Genomic DNA, 21,882 nt, shown 5'->3' with positions numbered 1-21,882 from the left:
GGTGGTCGTCCGGCCATATGTCGAACTGTTTCTGAAATGCAGTTACTTTCGCAACCGGATGTATAGATGCTGGTAGATGGCGGTGGTTTATGCCAAACTCCTACCATTTTACGTAATCTGCCACACTACCCGGTGGCTAGCCCTTTGGGCACTACCCAAATCTCCTCCATGGCAGGTAGCTCGCTTGCCGCTTATAACTATGCCAGGCAGGTTAAGTTCAATTACCTGCTGCTTGCTGCCTGTGCACATGCCAAAATTGTAAACCTGGCCACTAATTTAGCCTCCATTATCTCATTCAATACTACCGGCATATCTTATTTCAATATGCTCAGCCCATGGTGCTTTTTTCGGTAGCAAACTGACTTTGCTTAAAGGAAACAAATTTGTACGTGTATTTTTCCTGATCGTTGTTTTTGGAACGATTTTAAGATTTGCTTATGATATTTTGAGGATGTATGTTGTATAAATAGAAATTAAAATTCAGATAACCAAATGTCGTTGAAGAATTAGAATTCAGAGGCAAAAAAAATATCAGTAGTTTATCAGTCACAATTTGTAAATGATGGGTTGGTGCTGCATAATATAATTTCATTAATTAAGTTCTGATATTTTTAGCTACCTGCTTAGGTTAATATACCTATTACTGGGTATTTTCTGTTAGCACTTTTAGGAATAAATTCGTGGCAGAATCATACCTAAACCAAACACAAATCTCATGAAAAAAATAATTACATTATGCTTCTTGCTAGGTTTTGTCTATGCTGCTAAAGCACAGAAAGAAGATCAGATTTATGCGTTCAAGTATGCCGATATAGAAATGAAACGCTGGGATGGTGGCACAAAGACGGAGAAAAGAATCGCTGGGCAGATCGACCATTCCACAAAGCTGCTCAAATTCCAGCTGCGTTACAAAGAAGGGAATAATTGGATATACAAGATACTGCCTTCAAAGAGCGATGTTACTGATCCATCTGTAGATAGTACAAAATCAATTCCGGTTAAAGTACATTATGTAGATAAAGCTGACAATAATGACTTCTTCTATATCACAGAAAATGATCTTTCAAAATATGCAGTTACAGGATTTACAGAGCCGCGTATAGTTGGATTGGATGGGCTAGTGATCCCGATGAAGATTCGGTTTTCCAATCACCAGGGAGGCAACTTTGATGTAACGCAGGCTGTTACCATCGGTTTTGCCTACAATTACAGGTTAGATAAATGGGGAATGCTCGATAACAAGAGTGCTGATTTGGTGTTAGGCTTAAATGCGACCAGTGTAGGCGTAGACGAAAAGACAGTGCCTGGAGTTTACACAACCAAAGCACAAGCCGTTGCAATCTCGCCAGTGTTCGGCTTCAAAGTCCGATATGAAGGTATTGAGTTTGGTCTACTTGGAGGCATGGATATTCTAACAGGAGAGGCACGAAGGGCATGGGTATACCGCAAAAGTCCTTGGTTGGGCATAACAATCGGAACCTTATTGAAAGGCATTATTCCGGGGAAAGTACAACAGTAAAAGATATTGAAGACTGAAATAAATGATAGTTTCTTCATTTTATTTAGATATTTCAGGAAAATAGTTGCATCCGATATTTAGACTAAGACCATATGGAGCAATTAAATCGGCAATGAAGTACTGATAATTGTTAGTTGTTGCGACAGTTGACTAAATGACTTAGCTTTGCAAAGTTCAACGGTCTCAATGATAAAATCAATCTATCATAAAATACAATTACTCCTTGTTGCAATAGGTATATCGCTAGGTGGATGTTATTATCATTATTATAAAAAGAATAGAGAAATCGATGCATACAAGTTACAATTGTTTGCCAAATTAAAAAGCCACTCTATCACCACAGAAGAATATTATCGAAATTGGGAGCTCCAGGTAGTGGAATGGAAAAAAACGTTCGAAAAATGTGAGTTACTTGAACTATCAACAGTGGCTGTGTTTTTGCTCAGTGGTGCGAACTTAATCCTATACTTAAGAAATAAAAAGCGTATTTCAATTTAAAATCCTAATAGTTAAATTAGGATGCCGCAGGTAATAACTGGTCAGGAGTCCCATCTACGTATTGTCTTAAGCATTAGGATTAGGTAAAATAATGGTTAGCTGTTTATTTTGTTTACAATATGATAAAATTTTCCACCCTATTTCTCCTTCGCTGAAACAAATGCCACAGCTAAAGCTTTGCGCCGGGCAGGGCTGAGGAGTTCGGATCTATTTAACCTTAACTAAAGTTTAATAGGGGATGCCTGGTTGCGCTAAATTGCCGATCTGCTCTTTAATTTCGCCGGCATGTTGGTTGGCTTCGGCCATATAGATGATCGGTTTAGCTGGTTTCATTTGCTGTAAGGCAGAACCCTAATGATGATGCAGCCATATTTTATACCCGGATTGCTGTGGTAATATTGTCCATGTTTTGGCCGTGATCATCCATTTATCCTGTTTTATTTTCATTGTAGATTTACCGCACTAATCAAATAGCTGTGGTATGTTGAATGATATTGTAAAATCCTTGCTCAATATAGGGCCTTTACTCATGTTTCTAACCTTAATGCCGGTGGCATTTTATCCATTAAGGTGCGCAGGAATAAGTCCGTGCAATAGGGCTCGGATCCAATTACTATTGCGTAAGAGCTTGCAGATTTAGTAAAAACCCATGGCCAATGGAAAAAGAGAATGGCCCGGTCTGGCTTTTCCTCAATCGTTACCCGGTTCTGCAATAGAAATTAAACAGAATAATGCAATATCCGAAGCAGATCAACACCTGGGGCATTCCGCTACACTAACTCCATAACCTTCCGTTCACAAAAAACACAGGTATGCAGTGGCTCCTAATTAAAATCGGTAAACGCTATCGTGCAGCCTGTTATAAATAATGCAGTATACAATATGAATTTTCACAAACACCAACTTTCCCACCTGATTTATGGTATGGGCCTTTTATTGATTACAGTTGCCGCCGGTTGCAGAAGCACAGGGCTTACCGGTACCTCTACAACCGGTTACCAGGAAGAACGCCGGGGCTGGAAATTGGGAACACAGGCCTTTACTTTTAACAGATTCAGTTTTATGGAGGCCGCGGCCAAGACCGATAGCTGTAAATTGCGCTATATCGAAGCCTTTCCCGGACAGGAAATAGGCGGCGGGATTCCTGGGAAAATGGACTACCATATGGAGCCGGCCAAGCGGAACCTTATTCTTGAAGAGCTTAAGAAACACCATGTAAAAATGGTTGCCTTTGGTGTAATCGGGGCGGACAATGAAGCCGATTGGATTAAAATATTTGAATTTGGCAAGGCCATGGGGCTAGAGACGATCACCGCAGAGCCGGAAGAAAAGGATATGCAACTGCTCTCAGACCTTTGTGAGCAATATAACATAAAGGTTGCGATCCACAATCATGCTAAACCTTCCAGGTATTGGAACCCTGATATTATTCTGAATGCCATTAAAGGAAAAAGTAAAAAGCTGGGACTGTGTGCAGACCTCGGGCATTGGGTTCATTCGGGCCTTGATCCGCTTGATTGTTTAAAAAAGGCTGAAGGCCATGTGCTCCACCTGCATATGAAAGATATGAACGGAAAGGACGAAAATGCACACGATGTACACTGGGGCACTGGCGCCACCAATGTCGACGCAATTGTTAAAGAATTAAAAAGGCAGAAATTTAAAGGGATCATATCTGCAGAATATGAGTATAATTGGGATAATAATACCGCAGATGTTGCAAAAAGCGTTGCCTATTTCCGCGAATCTATTCAAAAACCTTAATGTTATATCGCATGACCATATTTTTTTTCAGAAGAATGCTCCTTTTGTTTTTTTTAAGCTTGTTTCTTCGAAGCATTGTGAACGCCCAGGCAGGGAATAAACCGGAGACAGACAGGTTTACGAAAATCGTGCTGGCACAAAAGTTAGAAGAGCCGATGCAGTTTCAGATTTTGAAAGATGGAAAGGTTCTTTATGCTGAGCGAAAAGGAAGGCTAAAGGTATACAACCCGGTTACTAAGCACCTTGATATTATTGCAGAAATTCCTGTGAGTACCGAATATGTTGATAAGAATGGGAAAAGGGAAGAAGGTGAAGATGGCCTTCAGGGCGTGATCTTGGATCCGGATTTTGAAAAGAACCATTGGATCTATACTTATTACTCTGTTAAGGGGAGTGAGGCTGTTAACAGTTTGGTAAGGTATACCTGGAAAGGGGCCAAAGTTGACCAGCTTTCTGCAAAAGTATTGTTGAAAGTGCCGGTACAGCGTGAAGAATGCTGCCATGTGGGAGGGGGAATGTTGTTCGACAAGGATAAAAATTTATTGCTGAGTACAGGCGATAATACCTTTTCGAGGTCATCTGACGGTTTTACACCAATAGATGAACGTGCCGGCGAAAGTGCACGCGATGCACAGAAATCTTCTTCAAACACGAATGATCTGAGAGGCAAAATTCTGCGGATCCATCCGGAGCCGGATGGGACATATACCATCCCTGAAGGTAACCTTTTTCCAAAAGGCACCGCCAAAACCAGGCCCGAGATTTATACCATAGGCAACAGAAATCCCTGGCGGATGAGCATTGATAGCAAAACCAACTGGTTATATTGGGGCGAAGTTGGTCCGGATGGCTCCAATGCATCAGAATCGAGAGGGCCGGCCTCATACGATGAATTTAACCGGGCCAAAAAAGCCGGAAACTTTGGCTGGCCCTATTTTATCGGGAACAACCTTGCTTACCGCTATTACGATTTTAATACAAAAAAATCAGGCGAACTTTACGATCCGCTCCGTCCGGTTAATAACTCCCCGAACAACACCGGTTTAAATGTACTGCCACCTGCTGAAACCTCATTGATATGGTATCCTTATGGGGCAAGTGAATATTTCCCATTGATGGGGAGTGGAGGAAGAAGTGCCGTTGGCGGACCGATATTTCATCAATCTGACTTTTCTGCTGGTCCACACGTTTTTCCTGCCTATTATGAAGGCAGGTGGTTTATTACAGATTGGGTACGGGGATGGATACTCACTGTAGAAATGGATGAGGAAGGGAACTATAAATCTATGGAACGCTTTATGCCAGATCTCACCTTAAGGGGACCCATTGATATGAAATTTGGTCCGGACGGAAGCTTATATGTACTCGAATATGGTAACGGCTATTTTAAGGATAACCCCGAAGCAGAACTCATTAAAATAGAATATAATGGAGGAAACAGGAAACCCATCGTGCAGGTCAGCGCAGATAAAGTTTCGGGAGCACTGCCTTTAAAAGTGAAATTGTCATCCGTTGGAACAATGGATTATGATGGTGATCAATTAAAATATGAATGGCGCATTACCAAAGACAAGATGCTCAAGTGGGTTTACAGGGTGCCAAATCCTGAAATGCTGTTATCTGCCCCCGGGATTTACAAAGCAACACTTACTGTTACCGATCCATCGGGTGCAAAAAACAGTAAAGCAGTTGAGGTATCAGCAGGTAATGCATCTCCGGTGGTAAAATTCGATTTTATCAGGGGGAATTCGAGCTTTTACTTTCCGGGCAAGACCATTACTTATAGCGTAAAGGTAAATGATAAGGAAGACGGAAGTTTAGCAGATAAAAGAATTAAGCCATCGCAGGTTTCGGTGTCGATCAATTATCTTTCTGAAGGTTATGATATGACCACCATTGCCCAGAATCAGCAGCGCTTTGATGCATCTGCACAATTTGAGATTGGGAAGGCGCTCATGAAAAAAAGTACCTGTAAAGCCTGTCATGACCTCACCGCTAAATCATTAGGACCTGCTTTTACCCTTGTTGCCCAAAAATACAAAGGCGATAAAACAGCCCAGGATCGTTTGGTCAAAAAAGTAATCAATGGCGGTTCGGGTGTTTGGGGAGACGCGATGATGCCGGCACATTCTTCATTGCCGGTGGCAGAGGTTGATGCCATCGTAAAATACATCCTCAGTCTGGACGATAAACAGACTGCCCAGGAGCGTCTTCCGGTGAAGGGTGCCTATACCACTACTATTCCGCCTGGCCAGACCAACCACGGGAATTTTATATTTAGGGCGGCATACAGAGATAAAGGTGCTAAAAATTTACCCTCACAGTTGGCTGAAGATGTTGTGGTACTCAGGAGCCCTTACTATCCGGTTAACGAATGGGATAACCATAAAGACTTTAACTTCAGTAAAGACAGGTCGGTGGTTACCGTTTCAGCGAAAGGTGCTTATCTGGTGTTTCCGAAAACAGACCTTACCGATCTAAAAGCGATTGAAATAATTGGCGAGAAATCAGCACCGGGTCAGGTTGAGGTTCACCTGGGCTCACCTAACGGAAAGCTAATCGGCCGCACAGGCCATGCCATTGGAAATAAAGCGCTTGCTGACATCGAAAATAGCAAAGGTGTATTCGATATCTATCTTGTTTTTTTACAGGCAGGGGTAGAGGTTAAGGCTATAAATATGGTTCCCCGGTAAATTTTATAGGATCAAATGGTAAGCCCCTTACCAACTGATAGAAGTTGAACATGTTTTTAAGAAGTCGTTATTTTTAGGTGGAGCGGCAATTTTTGGAAACAGAAATTGCCTCTTCCATTATTGTTCAAAATGGCTTATTCTAAAAATTTCTTTTGATGCTGACCAGACAGAGCAGTTTTGAAATTTAGTCAGGCACAATTTGTAAATCAATTTTTAGGTAAAAAGCAGCAATTTGTAACTCGTAGTTGCACAGCTAGTGGTTCCTTTGCCATTCATACCTAGCATTAACTAGCATTAAGCTGTCTATACGCATGCTTTTAATTGAAGCGGTTATGATAGCTTTCAAATTATCTTTTCAACAAAAAACTTGATTATTAACGATGAGGCCCTAGGTAGCTCAACATTCTCTTTATATTTATTTATGATCCTCGGTCGCCAGTCATAGCCGACCGAATAAAAGTAATCTTTTGAATGCATAAATAGCAGGTAGCTTTGGAAAATGTTCCGCTATCCTTTGTTGATAGGTTTTTATAAAAAAATCCTGTTGTTCGCCTTCAAGACGTTCCAGATAGGGGATTAATGATGAACCGGAAATGAAGTTGTATAATGTCTGGTGGTCCTGGGCTATAAGTGGATAAACCTTTTGTATGACCTGGATATCCTTGAGTCTCTGGTCAAAAAGTAACTGCGTATATTCGTCCATGCTTAAGACCGGGGAGGGACGGTTCCATCCATTCAGGAAGTTAGCGAAAGGTTCTTCCTGAACCAATTCGAAAAGGATCTTGTTCAGTACATTCTCTTTTTGAACCGGTATTTGCACGGCAAACTGTCCTCCGGGATTCAACATGCGAATTAGGCTAGGGAACAGTTCTTTATGGTCCTTTGACCATTGTAGGGCTGCATTACTAAAAATCAAGTCCCATTTCTCATTACTATCGATGACCGCTTCAGTTGACGATCGTCGAAAATGTAGCCGATCGCTTTCTAGTTTTTTAGACTGTTCGAGCATTTCAATAGAGGTATCAACGCCAAGAAATATCGCGTTTTCGAATTTTTCGGCAAGAATCGCCGTCTGCTCTCCCGTTCCACAGCCCAGATCGATGGCTTTCATTTTCTCAGTAGGCTGGATGAAGTTAGCTAAATCAAAAAATGGCTGATAACGCAGGTTTTTGAATTTGTCGTATGTTTCTGGATTCCAGGGCATAGGGGCTGATTAGCGTGCAGTTTCGCACAAATTAATAATTGTTGAAGGCAATGATATATTACTTTACACTAGTCATCATTGATAAAATCAAATATAGTTCAGATTTCTAAAATTGCAAGTTCATAAAAATTCTATATCTTATGTTTAACTTAAAACATAACAAACTTGAGCAATCGAGAGTTAGACCATATCAATGAGGGTATTTCGGCAAAAGTGTACATGCGTTTCGCATTTGCTTATTCTAAAAATTTCTTACTGACCAGATCGGGCAGTGTTGAAATTTAGTGGTCAGGTATAAGCTAACCCGGCCATAATACAAACAGCATCACCTTAAAACATCTTTTATCCCATGCATCAGGTATAAGCGACTACAGAAACAACAGAATCAAAAAAAAAGCGAAATTTCTATGTAGGGGTATAAAACACCTCTTGTACCCACGCCAATCCATCACCTGTTTTTTTAACATAACCCAGGCCTGGCCATGGTAAGTGGTAGCCAATTATTCTGGTTTTGGTTTCGGCCAGCTGATTTAAGATTTTTTTTCGTGAGGCAATGGCGATGTCCAGATCGGTATCACCACTGAATCCCCATTCCGGATGTGGAAAAAGGATAAGGTCATTATGCACCAAATCGGCAACGACTAAAAGCTCATCGTTACCCGATGTTATTTTAACCAAAGTCATTCCAGGGGTATGGCCTGGTGCGGAAATAAAACTGAAATTACCATACAAAGGCTTTTGGTAATCGTAATAGCTAATTTTCGACTGAATTTTGGTTAAAATATTTCTGATGGCCGGCAACAGTGTTTTTAAAAAATCCAACTGTTTGATCAACCCGCTGTTTTGGAAATCTTTTTCTGTTGCGCGCATCCAAAAATCGAATTCGGTTTTTGAGAGATGGTGCTTTGCATTGGGGTAAATAAGCGTTCCATTTTTCCCGATTAAACCCCCAATGTGATCCGGATGGGCGTGAGAAATAAAGATATCGGTAATTTCGCTGGGGCTGAAACCTGCTTCTGCCAGGCTCTTTAAAATTTTGCCTGTGTTTGCATCTGCGAAAATGCCCATTCCGCTATCGAACAGGATAAGTTTATCATTGGTTTTTACCAGTAAAATATTCATGGCCATATCAATATATTCAACCGGCCGGAAATTGTTTTTGAGGATAGATTTCAAACGGGCCACATCAGCCCTTGGCGAATAATCGGCTACATTTGTATCCCTGATATAGCCATCTGAGAGGACAAATAAATCCAATTCGCCCAGCTTAAGTTTCCTAAAACCTGCAGGTTGTCTGCCGGCAGAAATTTCTTTTTTAGCAAGGGTTTTACCCAAGATAGTTGGTGGAATTAAGGATGCGGCTGCGACGAAACAACCGCTTTTTAAAAGTGTTCTTCTGTTCATTTTATAGATTATGTTTTTTAAGGTTAGCGTAAGGCATAGGGTTAACGACTAATTTGAGCCAGTTACATTTCGATTTTTAATACTTTAAATATAATTTATTTTGGATTAATGATCGCAGGTGCCCGGATGCCGGCCAGTTAAATAATAGAGTATTTCCTGCACACCTGAACAGGCGCTGAAAGCAAGAAAACATCAATAGGGGATTGATGCCTTTATAGGATGGGCTGCATCTGCGTTAACGCTAATACTTTGTCAAAAAAAAAAACAACGGTTAGCGTTTGTGTAGTTTTTTATAGCGGGATGGTGATATGCCGGTAATGAGTTTAAATAAACGGGAGAAATAATATTGATCGGAAAAACCCAACTCGGCACAGATTTCTTTAATGCTCATGTCGCTAAAATAGAGGTATTGACAGGATTCCTGTATTTTAAGCTGGTTAAAATAGTTGATAGGCGAGCTGCCTGTTTTCTGTTTGAATGACCTGAGGTAATGTGATGCCGATAAGTTCTGCTGCATGGCCAGGTCTTCGACGGTAAACTTTTCCTTCAGGTTTTTCTTCATATAGAGGATGGATTTGCTGATGGAACTGGTATTGTAAACATCGGGGTTTACTTCTTTATAATAGATGAACGAAGACAAGAAATTGAGCAGCTTAATGTTGATGATTTCCATGTCTTTTTCAGCTACACTTTGTTCGAGCAAAGTATAAATTAAGTTAAACTGCCTGATGCGGCTCTCTACAAACGGAACTTCCTGAACCTGTGTAAGGTTCCCTTCTGCAAAACGGTTAAAAATGCTTTCTGCAATTTCACCGCTAAAATGTGCCCAAAAAATACTCCATGGGTTTGTTTCATGACTTTGGTAACGGTGGCTTACATTTTTGGGAATGATATAATAAGCGTTTGGACTTAACAGCAATTTTTTGCCCAGAATGTGGATATAGCCAAAACCTTCTGTGCAATAGATGAAAATGTAATCTTTACTGCCCAGTTTGCGTTCAATATCATGATTTGCCGCCTTCGGATAATGACCTATGGCCGTTAAGTAAAAAGTTTTGATAATGGGGTTGTTCACCACCTTCTTTCTGATATTGGGCGGAAGTACAATCCGTTTCTGGCCGATAAAACCCTCTTTAATTTTTTTACGAGGCTCGATGATTTTTTGCTCCATTAATTTTAACAGGAATGGGTATACAGGGATGCGCTTAGCGATTGCCAATAGAACGTTAGGTGATTGACCTATGGCTAAAACGCGACAATAAATATAGGCCTTTGCAGGTTAAAACCGAATTTATTTTACATAAAATAGGCTATTTATTTTCTAAGGGAAAAATCCTGATGTAATGATCGTATTGTCCATCTTTTTTCGGGGTTTATCCATTTTAAAAGGAAGTTGTCTGTTATAAGTTTACCATACCAAATATAACTGATATGATAACAAGCCTACAAAATCTCCCCAAACGCTACAAAAGTTTTACCCGCTCGATACAATAGGGTTAAAATGAGTTGAATAGACCTATAAACAATAATTAAAAATTCCTAACCAAATCATTTATGAAGTTATTTTTTACTAGCCTGGACATGAGGTGGCTCTGCTGGAAGCATGTTTTTGGGAATATGCTGAAGTGCATCCCGTTTTTGTTCTTTGTTTTGCTTGGTTTGCAGGGAACTGCGCAGACCAGGACAACGGTTACCGGAACTGTTCGCGATACCACGGGATTGGCTTTGCCCGGCGTAACCATAACGGTCGAAAACAGTAAAACCGGTACACAGACCGATAACAACGGTAGGTTTGTAATCGATGTAGCCAAAGGTGGTGCACTCCGGGTAGCCTTAGTAGGTTATGCACCAAAACGGGTTGTAATAACCGAAAGTACTGTATATAATATCGTATTAAAAGAAGCAGTGGTACAGATGGCCGATGAGGTGGTAATTGTTGCCATGGGGCAGAAACAGCGAAAAGAAGCGGTGGTAGGTTCTGTAACCACCATTAAGCCCGGCGATTTAAAAATTCCGGCCAGTAACCTCACCACGGCACTTGCCGGCCAGGCCGCTGGTATTATTGCCTACCAGCGTAGCGGACAGCCCGGGCAGGATAATGCTTCTTTCTTTATACGTGGGGTAACTACATTCGGGTATAAACAAGATCCTTTGATCCTGATCGATAATGTGGAGTTAACTCCAAACGATCTGGCGCGTTTACAACCTGATGATATTGCGAGTTTTTCGATTTTAAAAGATGCCAGTGCTACCGCACTTTATGGTGCACGCGGTGCCAACGGCGTAATTTTGGTGAGCACCAAAGAAGGTAGGGAAGGTAAGGCGAAGATCAATTTCAGAAGTGAATATTCCTTGTCACAATCTACCCAAACCCTTAACCTGGTTGATCCGATCCAGTATATGGAACTCTTTAACGAGGCGTCTCTAACACGCAATCCATCGCTGCCACTGCCTTTTAACCAGACTAAAATAGACAATACCCGTGCAACAATAAACGGTAGTCCGGGTAGTAATCCTTATGTATACCCTGCCGTTAACTGGATCGATATGCTGTTTAAAGACCGGGCCAGTACCCAAAGGAATAATTTAAGTATTAGCGGTGGTGGCGGTGTTGCCAAATATTACATTTCAGGTTCGTATAATATTGATAACGGCATCTTAAAAACAGATATCCGCAACAACAACGAGAACAATGTTAATTTTAAAAATTACCAGCTGCGCTCCAATATCAATATCAACCTCAGTAAAACAACTGAGCTGGTGGTAAGGCTATCTGGTACCTTTAGCGATTATAATGGCCCAATTACCTTAGACGGATCCTTTGCTTCTGACTTGTATGCAATTGCCTCTCATGCAAGCCCGGTATTGTTCCCCGCGTATTATCCTGCCGATGCGGCAAATGCAGGTGCAAACCACATCCTGTTCGGAAATGTAGGCGGGCCTGATGGTACCCAAAATAACAGCATACTTTATCCTAACGGAAACCCTTATGCGCAGCTTCTGAAAGGACATAAAAGTTCTTCAGAATCGCGAATGTCGGCCCAGCTGGAGCTTAATCAGGATTTCAGATTCATTACCGAGGGGCTTAAACTCAGAACCATATTCAATACCAACCGGTATTCTTATTTCGATTCGCAATTGGCCTATTCGCCATATTTTTACAGTGCCGGCAGTTACGATAAATTAAGCAATAGTTATACCCTAACCTGGCTTAACCCTAAAAATAATGTGGCAAACAATGTTCCTACCGAATACCTGGTATACAACAGGAGCGAACCCAATGCCAACTCTTTTTTCTATTTTCAGGGCGCTTTGGATTATAACCGCAAATTCGGCAATCATACCATAAGTTCGACCATTATCGGCACCGCGCAGCAGACACTATACTCCAGTGCGAAAGATCCGCGCACCAATACCACTACACTGCCTTACTCATTGCCTTTCCGTAACATGGGGGTAGCCGGCAGGGCAACCTATTCATTTAAAGACCGGTATTTTGCAGAATTTAACTTTGGTTTCAACGGTTCTGAACGTTTCTCATCAGAACACCGTTACGGTTTTTTCCCTACCATTGGCGGTGCATGGGTACCATCAAACGAAGCCTTCTGGCCTAAAAATGATATTGTTAACCGCTTAAAAGTTCGCTTTAGCCATGGTTTGGTTGGAAATGACGCCATTGGCTCGCAACGTTTTTTCTACCTTTCGGATGTGAACCTGAATGGCGGTAACTTTGCCCAGTTCGGTATCAATAATGGCAATCAGCTTAATGGCGTATCCATCAGGAGTTATGCCAACGCCAATATTACCTGGGAAACCTCAAGACAAACCAATCTGGCGACAGAAATTACGCTGTTAAAAAACTTTAACATCATTGCCGAGATCTATAAAAATCACCGTTATGATATTCTACGTAAACGTAATATCCCCGCTACCGAGGGTTTTGAAACGGATGTGTTAACCAACCTGGGTGAAGTAGACTCGAAGGGGATCGATTTATCTCTTGATTATAAGAAAACCTTTGATAATGGCCTTTGGAGTTCGATAAGAGGAAACTTTACTTACTCTACCAATAAGTATGGCTATATAGAAGAGCCCAATTATCCTGAAACCTGGAGGCATTTCATCGGTCAGCCGATTAGCAGGGGCTATGGATACATTGCCGAACGTTTGTTCGTAGATGACGCCGAGGTAAAAAACTCTCCTACACAGCAATTTAACACCAGTGATGCTTATGGGAATGTGATTACGGGTGCTGTACCGAGAGGGGGAGATATTAAATACCGCGATTTAAATAACGATGGCCGGATAGATGATCTCGATATGGCATTTATGGGCTATCCCAGCACACCGGAAACGGTATATGGATTTGGTTTCTCAACCGGTTACAAGGGATTTGACCTGTCTGCATTTTTTCAGGGACAGGCCAGGGTATCATTTTTTATCGATCCGGCAAAAACCAGCCCCTTCCTGGAGCGTACTGTACCTTATGTAGAAGGCAGGGCGCAGGTATTGCAGGCTTATGCAGATAGCCACTGGTCGGAAGAAAATCAGAATTTATTTGCCACCTATCCGCGTTTGGGTACCAGCTCGGCGGTAGTGGCCAATAACATGCAGCCAAGTTCATGGTGGTTAAGGGATGGAAGTTTTATCCGGTTAAAATCGATAGAAATTGGTTATACCCTTCCGAAAAACGTCTTAAAAAGCCTGAGGCTTTCCAATTGCCGCTTTTACCTGAATGGCCTTAACCTGGTTACCTGGAGTAAATTTAAAATGTGGGATCCTGAACTGGGCGGCAACGGATTCGCTTACCCGATCCAGAAAGTATTCAATTTCGGGTTAAATGTAAATCTATAATGCTTACCTATAAAATAAATGACATGAAATTCTATTATAAAATAGTGTGCCTGCTTGTACTTGGTATTTCAGGTACATCATGCAAAAAATACCTGGATGTTGTTCCCAATAATGTTGGTACGCTCGATTATGCTTTTTCGAACAGAAATGAGGCCGAAAATTACCTTTTTGGCTGCTACAACACCTTTCAGAGCTTAAACCGCGAGGTGGTAAACAATGTGGGCTTTGTTACCTCTTCTGAAATTATTTATCCAAATCTGGACGATAATCCTTTCAATAAAATTACGGGCCCGGGTTTTAAACTGATCAGGGGTGGGGTACAGAATGTATCAAACCCGGTAATCGACCATTGGACCGGTAATAACGGCGGGCAGAATATTTATGTTGCGCTGAGAAGGTGTAACATTATGCTCGAAAACATCAATAAACCTTTTGATCTGAAAGATGATGAAAAGAAAAGATGGATTGCCGAGATCAAATTTTTAAAGGCTTTTTATCACTATTACCTCATCAGGCTATACGGGCCGATCGTACTCATCAAAGAAAACCGCCCCATTGATGGTTCGATTGAGAACACAAAGGTTAAACGAGCTACTGTTGATGAATCTTTTGCTTACGTAGATCAATTGCTCAACGAAGCTGTTGCTGATCTGCCATCAGTGGTGGTGAATCCGCTTTTAGAATATGGCCGTGCCACCAAATCGATGGGGTTGGCCTTAAAAGCAGAGGCATTAACCACGGCAGCGAGCCCTTTGTTTAACGGTAATCCGGATTTTGCGAACTTTAAAGATAAGGATGGCAAAAACCTTTTTTCTACGGTTGTTGATCCGCAGAAATGGAGCCTGGCGGCAAAAGCCTGTAAAGCCGCTATTGATGAGTTTGAAGCACAGGGAGGCGCTTTGTATAACCAGGTGCCAACCAACAAGGTCGAAAATGTTTCGGATAAATTAAAACGCGTGCTGACCATACAGATGGTAACCGGCGAAAAGCGCGATCAGAACCGCGAATTGATATGGGGATCGCAGTATGGTTTCGAATATCAGGGTTATGCGTTTCCCAAGTTAACTTCAGATGCGGTTTCTTTTGGTAACGAACAGCCTTCCAACTGGTCGGTTCCGCTTTCCACTACCGAACTGTTCTATACTAAAAATGGTGTACCCATTAACGAGGATAATACCGGTACATTCGATTATGCCAACCGCAATACCACGCAGTTTGGCGATGCCGATAATCAATCGTATATCAAACTGGGCTACGAAACGGCAAAAGCAAACTTTAACCGCGAACCCAGGTTTTATGCCGATTTAGGTTTTGACGGGGGGATCTGGTTCGGGAACGATAAGCGTAACGAAAGCGATGCATTTTATGTGCAGGCCAGGGGACCATTTGCCATAGCCGGACCAAAAAGCCAGTTTGCCACCAACATTACCGGTTACTGGCCTAAAAAATTGGTTCCTTACCTTTCTATCATGAATAATGGTATCCAGTTCGAAACCTTCTATTTGCCGGTGGTACGTCTTGGCGGTCTTTATTTGCTTTATGCCGAGGCACTGAATGAAGAGGGAACCGCGCCTAAGGCCGAAGTACTATCGTGGGTAGATAAAGTACGTAGCAGGGCCGGTTTACAGGGCGTAAGCACCTCGTGGCAAAACTATTCGAAAAATCCGACCAAACCAGATACCAAAGAAGGCCGCCGGGAGATCATCCACCAGGAAAGAAGAATAGAGCTTTGTTTTGAAGGCCAGAGTGGCTGGGATTTACGCCGCTGGAAAGAGTTGCAAGGTGTATTGAGCAAACCTTTGCAAGGCTGGAATGTAAACGAGGGAAGTACCGTAAATTATTACCGGCCAAGAACGGTTGCCGTACCGTTTTTTGGCCTGAAAGATTATTTCTGGCCGATCAAGAATTCGGAAGTGGTGATTAATGAGAACCTTGTACAGAACCCGTTCTGGTAGAAATGAATTTTGCAGATGAACATTTAATGATAGATGATGATGAAAAAAAATAATTACAGAAAAAGCCTGATGTCTTTGACATGGGCACTCGCCCTGGTATCGCTGCTGTTTGCATCTTGTAAAACTGCAGAAAACAGTTTCGAGGCAGTTTCTGACGATATGACAAAACCAGGTCCGGTAAGCAATACCAAGGTCGAAAACATCGATGGTGCCGCAAGAATTACCTATACCTTGCCCAATTCGAAAAACCTTTTATACGTTTTAGCCCGTTATGCCATAAACGATAACCGTACCAGGGAAACGAAATCAAGCTATTATACCGATACCATTATGGTGGATGGCTTTGCAAAGGAAAAGGATTACGAGGTTACTTTATATGCGGTAAGCCGCGCCAATGTAATGTCTGATCCGGTAGTGGTAAAAGTGCATCCCAAAACCCCGAATTATATTAAGGTTAATGCCGGGTTTAACATTACTGCTGATTTTGGCGGGGCGAACTTTTTCGGGCTGAACAAAAACAGGGCGCCGCTTTCGGTGCACCTCTTGGTTTATAACGATAAAACAAAATCGTATGATGAGCAGGAACCGGAGTATGTAAGCTCAGATACCATAGACGTTTCCATCCGAAATCTTGATCCCGTACCCCATAAAGTGGGTGTGTACACTAAAGACCGTTTCGGTAATACATCCGATACCGTGATTAAAACTGTTACACCTTTATTTGAGACCCTGCTGGACAAAAGCAAGTTTGCTACTTACCGTTTACCCAGTGATGCCCCGATTGGCTACGGCTGGGAATTTCGCTATTTCTTTGATGGTAACCTTGGCGATCCGGGTTGGCATACCTTAAGTGCACCTAAAAGTATGGGCACTTTTAGCCTTGGTGTATCGGCTAAAATAAGCCGTTTCATCATCTGGCAAAGACCATCTGATTTTTATGGCTACCAGAATACCCGCAAATTTACCCTATGGGGCTCTAACAAAGTAAACCCAGCTGATGTAAGCCTGCCAAGCAACTCGGCAGAAGGTACTGTAGCAGGCGATTGGGTTAACCTCGGTAATTTTGTTTTCCCCAATCCGCCTTCGGGTTTAGCACCCAACCAGGCCAATGCCGCAGACCGTGATTTTGTAGCCAGGGGCGTAAATTTCAGAATGCCGAGGGCTGCCCAGCAGGTACGGTACATCAGGTATGAGTGTACCCAAACCTGGGGAGGACTGGATTATGTAAATGCCATGGAAATCAGCCTGTATGGAAGTCCGTTGTAATAAATAATATTCAATTAAGAACTAGATCATGAAAACTATATTTAATATCACTTTCATCTGCTTCGTGTCCGTTATTTTCATTGGCTGTAAAAAGTACGATGATGATTACAAGGCCTTTCTGGAAAACAAAGAGATCAAATATTCAGGTAAAATTGCCAACGCAGGCTACAATACAGGTAACCTGCGGGCACAGCTCGTATGGAACCCGAGTCCGGATCCGAGTATTACCAAATACATGGTTACCTGGAACAATGGAGCCAGTAAGCTGGAAGTGCCGGCAACCACGCATAATCCCAGTGATGTAGTAAAGGTCATTATTCCTAACCTGGACGAATATGTATACAGCTTTTCGGTGCTATCGTACGATAGCGATGGCAATAAATCCATTGCAACCGAAATCAACAATGTAAGGGTTTACGGAGCAACCTATATTGCTACCTTATTAAACAGGGGAGTGAATAGCACTGAACCCTATGTGTTCCAGGCAGATGGTACTTTAAAGTTAAACTTTAATAAAAGGGATACGATGAATGTGTCGACTACGATTCGCTATACGAATATCCTTGGCGCAATAGAGGAAAGGCAATTACCTGCAAATGATAATGCCATTGTTATTCCGAATTATAAAGCGGGTACCGCCATTCAATACCGTTCTTCATATTATCCTGAAGCCGGATCAATTGATACTTTTAGTGCCGCACAGTTTTCTGATTTTCCGACAATAATTAAAGTTACCGAGTGTGATAAATCACTTTTCAGGAATTTAAACCTGCCCACCGATAGCCCATCAGAATACGGTTGGGTATTGCCAAATGTTTGGGATAACATTAAGGGGCAAGACCAGGGTTTCCATACCGGAGGATCGGGTATGCCACAATGGTTTAGTATCGACCTTGGTGTACAGGTGCAGTTGGATAACTTTAGGCTCTGGCAGCGCGAAAATGCTTTATACAGCGTGGGGAACATTAAAACATTTGAGGTTTGGGCCAGCAATAATCCCAATCCAAACGGCACTTGGGATAGCTGGACAAAACTCCAGACTTTTACTTCCTTTAAGCCATCTGGGCTGCCTAAAGGCCAGAATACCGATCAGGATAGGGCATTTGCGCAGGCGGGCGAGAAGTTTGTATTCCCTGCCTCCATTCCAAAATACAGGTATGTCCGGTTTAAGGTACTCGAAACCTGGGGCGGCGAAGGTTATCTCCACTTTAGCGAGCTCAGTTTTTATCAACGTAACTAATTTTATACTGCTGCGCCATCTTTGAGCGATCAACAGATGGCGTAGCTTATCTATCCGATCCGATTGCCCACTACTTTCCATGAAAAAATTAATCTGTAGCTTTCTTATTTTGCTTTTTGCACTATCGCATAGTTTTGCCCAAAGTAAACTTTTTAAACTTTGGTACAATAAACCTGCAAGCCGCTGGGAAGAAACATTGCCTCTGGGCAACGGCCGTTTGGGCATGATGCCCGATGGTGGCATAAACAGCGAGCATATTGTACTCAATGATATTACACTTTGGTCTGGCGCACCGCAGGATGCTAATCATTACGAAGCCTATAAAACCCTGCCCGACATCAGAAAGCTCATTCTTGAAGGGAAAAATGACGAGGCCCAAAACCTGGTTAATCAAAATTTTGTGTGTACCGGAAAGGGATCCGGTGGTGCCAACTGGGGCTGTTTTCAGGTACTGGGCAACTTGGATATCCAATACCAATACGAAGGGAAGGAAAAAACACCTGCTACTTACAAAAGGGAACTTTTGCTTAACGATGCCATGGCTACCACTGATTATACGCTGAATAATGTACATTTCAGGAGGGAATACTTTACCAGTTTCAGCGGCGATGTGGCCGTAATCAGGATGACTGCCGATAAACCTGGACAGATCAATTGTAAACTTTCACTTAGCCGTCCTGAACGTGGGGAGAGCCAGGTAAGAGGCAACAGGATTGCGCTTTCCGGCCAGCTTGATAATGGCATAGATGGTAAAGGGATGGAGTACCTCGCATTGTTGGATCCTGTAATCTCGGGAGGTAAAATCAATCAAGATGGTAATGCACTTGAAATCACAAAGGCCAATATGCTTACCATTTATTTATCGGTAAAAACCAGTTATAAGGATCATCAATTCAGGCAGCATGCAGCACTTTTGCTGGATAAGGCCATTAAACAGCATTATGCTGTCGAAAAATTAAAACATCGGCAGGCCTTTCAGCAGATGTTTAAGCGGTTGGATATTGATCTGGGTACAGGCAAAAACAGCCTGTTGAGTACCGATAAACGTTTAGCACTATACTATAAGGATCCTGAATCTGATTTACAGTTGCCAGCCCTGTTTTTTCAATATGGAAGGTACCTGAGCATTTCGAGTACACGTGTAGGATTGTTGCCCCCAAATTTACAGGGGCTGTGGGCCAACCAAATTCATACCCCATGGAATGGGGACTATCATTTAGATGTGAATGTTCAAATGAACCATTGGCCGCTGGAAGTGGTAAATCTCTCTGAGCTTAATCTTCCATTAGTTGATCTTGTAGGTAACCTGGTGCCTAACGGACAAAAAACAGCGAAGGCTTATTATAAGGCCGATGGCTGGATTGCACACGTAATTACCAATATCTGGGGCTTTACCGAACCGGGTGAAAGTGCCTCCTGGGGTGTTGCCAATGCCGGCTCGGGCTGGCTCTGCAATAACCTCTGGGATCATTATGCCTTTAGTAAGGACATCAACTACCTGAAAAAAATATATCCGATTATTAAAGGATCTGCGCAGTTTTATAGCAGCGTATTGGTTAAAGACCCTAAAACCGGCTGGATGATGACTTCCCCTTCAGTATCGCCCGAAAATAGTTTTTACCTGCCCAATGGAAAAACAGCCAATGTAACGATGGGCCCAACCATTGATAACCAGATTGTAAGGGAGCTCTTTACCAATGTAATTGAAGCAGCTAAAAAATTGGGTAAAGATGAAACTTTGCAAAAATTGCTTCAGCATCAATTGAGTTTGTTACCACCCGCAGCTAGGATTTCTAAAGATGGGCGGATAATGGAGTGGATTGAAGATTACAAGGAAACCGATCCGCAACACCGCCATATTTCGCATCTCTATGGCGTTTATCCTGCCTCATTGATTACGGTTGACGGTACCCCTGATCTGGCCGAAGCCTCTAAAAAAACGCTTAACGTTCGGGGTGATGACGGGCCAAGCTGGTCAATTGCTTACAAACTCTTATTCTGGGCGAGGCTGCGCGATGGGAACAGGGCTTTTAAACTATTCAGAGCGTTGTTAAAACCTACCCATCGTACCGATATCAATTACGGAGCAGGCGGAGGGCTGTACGATAACCTGTTATCGGCCGGACCTCCTTTCCAGATTGACGGGAATTTTGGTGCTACTGCAGGCATCGCAGAAATGCTGATCCAGAGCCATGAGGGTTATATTAACCTGCTGCCTGCCATACCCGATGCCTGGAAAAAATACGGCAGTGTTAAGGGTTTAAAGGCCAGGGGCAATTATACCGTTAATGTAAGCTGGAAAGATGGTGTGGTAACCCAATACCAGGTTTTTTCGGCCAATGCCAATCCTGTTAAGGTTAAAGTGAACGGAAAAATGATCAATGTGGTTTCTTCAAAAAAAACAGGTTAAATAAACTGTTTATCCCTCAACCTACCAAAAACAGATCATGACCATTACCCATATAAAAGAAGATAATATTGTTACAGGGCCTGGTGTGGCTAATCTTATTAAAATAAGCAATAAACACGGTGCATCCATTTCGCTCAGTAATTATGGAGCAAGCCTGGTGTCGGCAATTATGCCCGATAAAAATGGCTTGTTTGCTGATGTGGTGTTGGGTTTTACTCAGTTGGAAGATTATTTTAATGACCAGAATTACCTTGGGGCGACCATAGGCCGTTTTGCCAACCGCATTGCCCAGGGCAGGTTTGTACTCGATGGTAAAACCTTTCAATTGGATGTCAACGACGGTGCCAATATCAATCATAGCGGGGCAAGCGGTTTTAGCAATAAGCTTTTCTATTACGAGGTAAAGGGCAATAAGGTGCTATTTAGATTATATAGCAAAGAAGGCGAAGGTGGCTTTCCCGGCGATCTGCATTGCACCGTATCGTACGAATTAACAGATAAAAACGAAATTTTAATCGATTTTAAGGCCCATTCCAACCAGAAAACCATAGTAAGTTTTACCAATCATGCCTATTTTAATTTAAGCGGTAAACATACTGATATTTTCGACCACCGCTTAAGCATTCCATCAACAGAAATGCTTGAAATGAATAAAGATTATCTGCCTACCGGGATGATCATCCCGGTAGGCAAAAACGCTTTTAGTGGGCAACCGGTTGCCAGCGTAATGGCTGAAAATGATAACAAGGGATTGAATAATTATTATCTCTTGGCAAAGAAAGTACCGGCCGAACTGGTGCTGGCTGCAGAACTTTTGCATGAAATTTCAGGCCGGAGATTAAAAGTTTTTACCGATAGTCCCGGAGTGCTGCTTTATACCGGCGATTTTTTAAATACCGCAGGGATAGGCCATCATGGCAAACCCTATGTTGCATTTAACGGCTTATGCCTGGAATGCCAGCATTACCCTGATGCGCCAAACCAGCCTATTGCACCGGCCGTGGCCATAGAGAAAGGAGCAGTTTACCAACAAAAAATTATTTACCAGTTCGATACTATACAACGATGAGACCTT

General features: G+C 42.3%; 13 protein-coding genes. 10 read left to right on the top strand and 3 right to left on the bottom strand.

Going from position 1 to position 21,882, the window contains the following annotated elements:
- Positions 1–66: 66 nt before the first annotated feature.
- The 4 genes from GGQ60_RS06060 (at position 67) to GGQ60_RS06045 (ending at position 6,474) form a co-directional block, all read left to right on the top strand.
- Positions 67–354, top strand: a complete 288-nt coding sequence (locus GGQ60_RS06060; protein ID WP_221235885.1) for a hypothetical protein — start codon at positions 67–69, stop codon at positions 352–354.
- Between the two features lie 361 nt (positions 355–715).
- A complete protein-coding gene (locus GGQ60_RS06055; protein WP_183760875.1) occupies positions 716–1,519 on the top strand; it encodes a hypothetical protein in 804 nt (267 codons plus the stop codon).
- Positions 1,520–2,899: 1,380 nt separating this feature from the next.
- Entirely contained in the window at positions 2,900–3,781 is an 882-nt protein-coding gene (locus GGQ60_RS06050) for a sugar phosphate isomerase/epimerase family protein (protein ID WP_183760872.1), read from the top strand.
- 11 nt (positions 3,782–3,792) lie between these two features.
- Positions 3,793–6,474 (top strand): PQQ-dependent sugar dehydrogenase, encoded by a 2,682-nt coding sequence (locus GGQ60_RS06045; protein WP_183760869.1) that lies wholly within the window; start codon positions 3,793–3,795, stop codon positions 6,472–6,474.
- Positions 6,475–6,913: 439 nt separating this feature from the next.
- Here the strand turns inward: GGQ60_RS06045 and GGQ60_RS06040 are convergent, their stop codons facing one another.
- The 3 genes from GGQ60_RS06040 to GGQ60_RS06030 form a co-directional block, all read right to left on the bottom strand.
- Positions 6,914–7,678 (bottom strand): methyltransferase domain-containing protein, encoded by a 765-nt coding sequence (locus tag GGQ60_RS06040; RefSeq protein ID WP_183760866.1) that lies wholly within the window; start codon positions 7,676–7,678, stop codon positions 6,914–6,916.
- A 405-nt stretch (positions 7,679–8,083) separates the two neighbouring features.
- Entirely contained in the window at positions 8,084–9,082 is a 999-nt protein-coding gene (locus tag GGQ60_RS06035) for an MBL fold metallo-hydrolase (protein WP_183760863.1), read from the bottom strand.
- Positions 9,083–9,353: 271 nt separating this feature from the next.
- The gene (locus GGQ60_RS06030; protein WP_183760859.1) at positions 9,354–10,253 is read right to left on the bottom strand and encodes an AraC family transcriptional regulator; all 900 of its coding nucleotides are present in this window, start codon (positions 10,251–10,253) and stop codon (positions 9,354–9,356) included.
- 383 nt (positions 10,254–10,636) lie between these two features.
- On the opposite strand from GGQ60_RS06030, the gene GGQ60_RS06025 reads away from it, so the two are divergent.
- From GGQ60_RS06025 to GGQ60_RS06000, 6 genes are all read left to right on the top strand, one after another.
- On the top strand, positions 10,637–13,936 hold the full coding sequence (locus tag GGQ60_RS06025; protein WP_183760856.1) for a SusC/RagA family TonB-linked outer membrane protein: 3,300 nt from the start codon (positions 10,637–10,639) through the stop codon (positions 13,934–13,936).
- A 23-nt stretch (positions 13,937–13,959) separates the two neighbouring features.
- Positions 13,960–15,891, top strand: a complete 1,932-nt coding sequence (locus tag GGQ60_RS06020) for a RagB/SusD family nutrient uptake outer membrane protein (RefSeq protein ID WP_183760853.1) — start codon at positions 13,960–13,962, stop codon at positions 15,889–15,891.
- Positions 15,892–15,960: 69 nt separating this feature from the next.
- On the top strand, positions 15,961–17,157 hold the full coding sequence (locus GGQ60_RS06015; RefSeq protein ID WP_183760851.1) for a DUF4959 domain-containing protein: 1,197 nt from the start codon (positions 15,961–15,963) through the stop codon (positions 17,155–17,157).
- Positions 17,158–17,185: 28 nt separating this feature from the next.
- Positions 17,186–18,397, top strand: coding sequence for a DUF4998 domain-containing protein (locus GGQ60_RS06010; protein WP_183760848.1), 1,212 nt, complete (start codon positions 17,186–17,188; stop codon positions 18,395–18,397).
- 79 nt (positions 18,398–18,476) lie between these two features.
- A complete protein-coding gene (locus GGQ60_RS06005) occupies positions 18,477–20,807 on the top strand; it encodes a glycoside hydrolase family 95 protein (protein WP_183760845.1) in 2,331 nt (776 codons plus the stop codon).
- Positions 20,808–20,844: 37 nt separating this feature from the next.
- Positions 20,845–21,876, top strand: a complete 1,032-nt coding sequence (locus GGQ60_RS06000; protein WP_183760842.1) for an aldose epimerase family protein — start codon at positions 20,845–20,847, stop codon at positions 21,874–21,876.
- Positions 21,877–21,882: the final 6 nt, after the last annotated feature.

It is taken from the genome of Pedobacter zeae (genome assembly GCF_014196715.1).
GTDB classification, from domain to species: Bacteria; Bacteroidota; Bacteroidia; order Sphingobacteriales; family Sphingobacteriaceae; genus Pedobacter; species Pedobacter zeae.
Note: the sequence above shows the minus strand (reverse complement) of the source record. Positions and strands in the feature narration are given on the sequence as shown.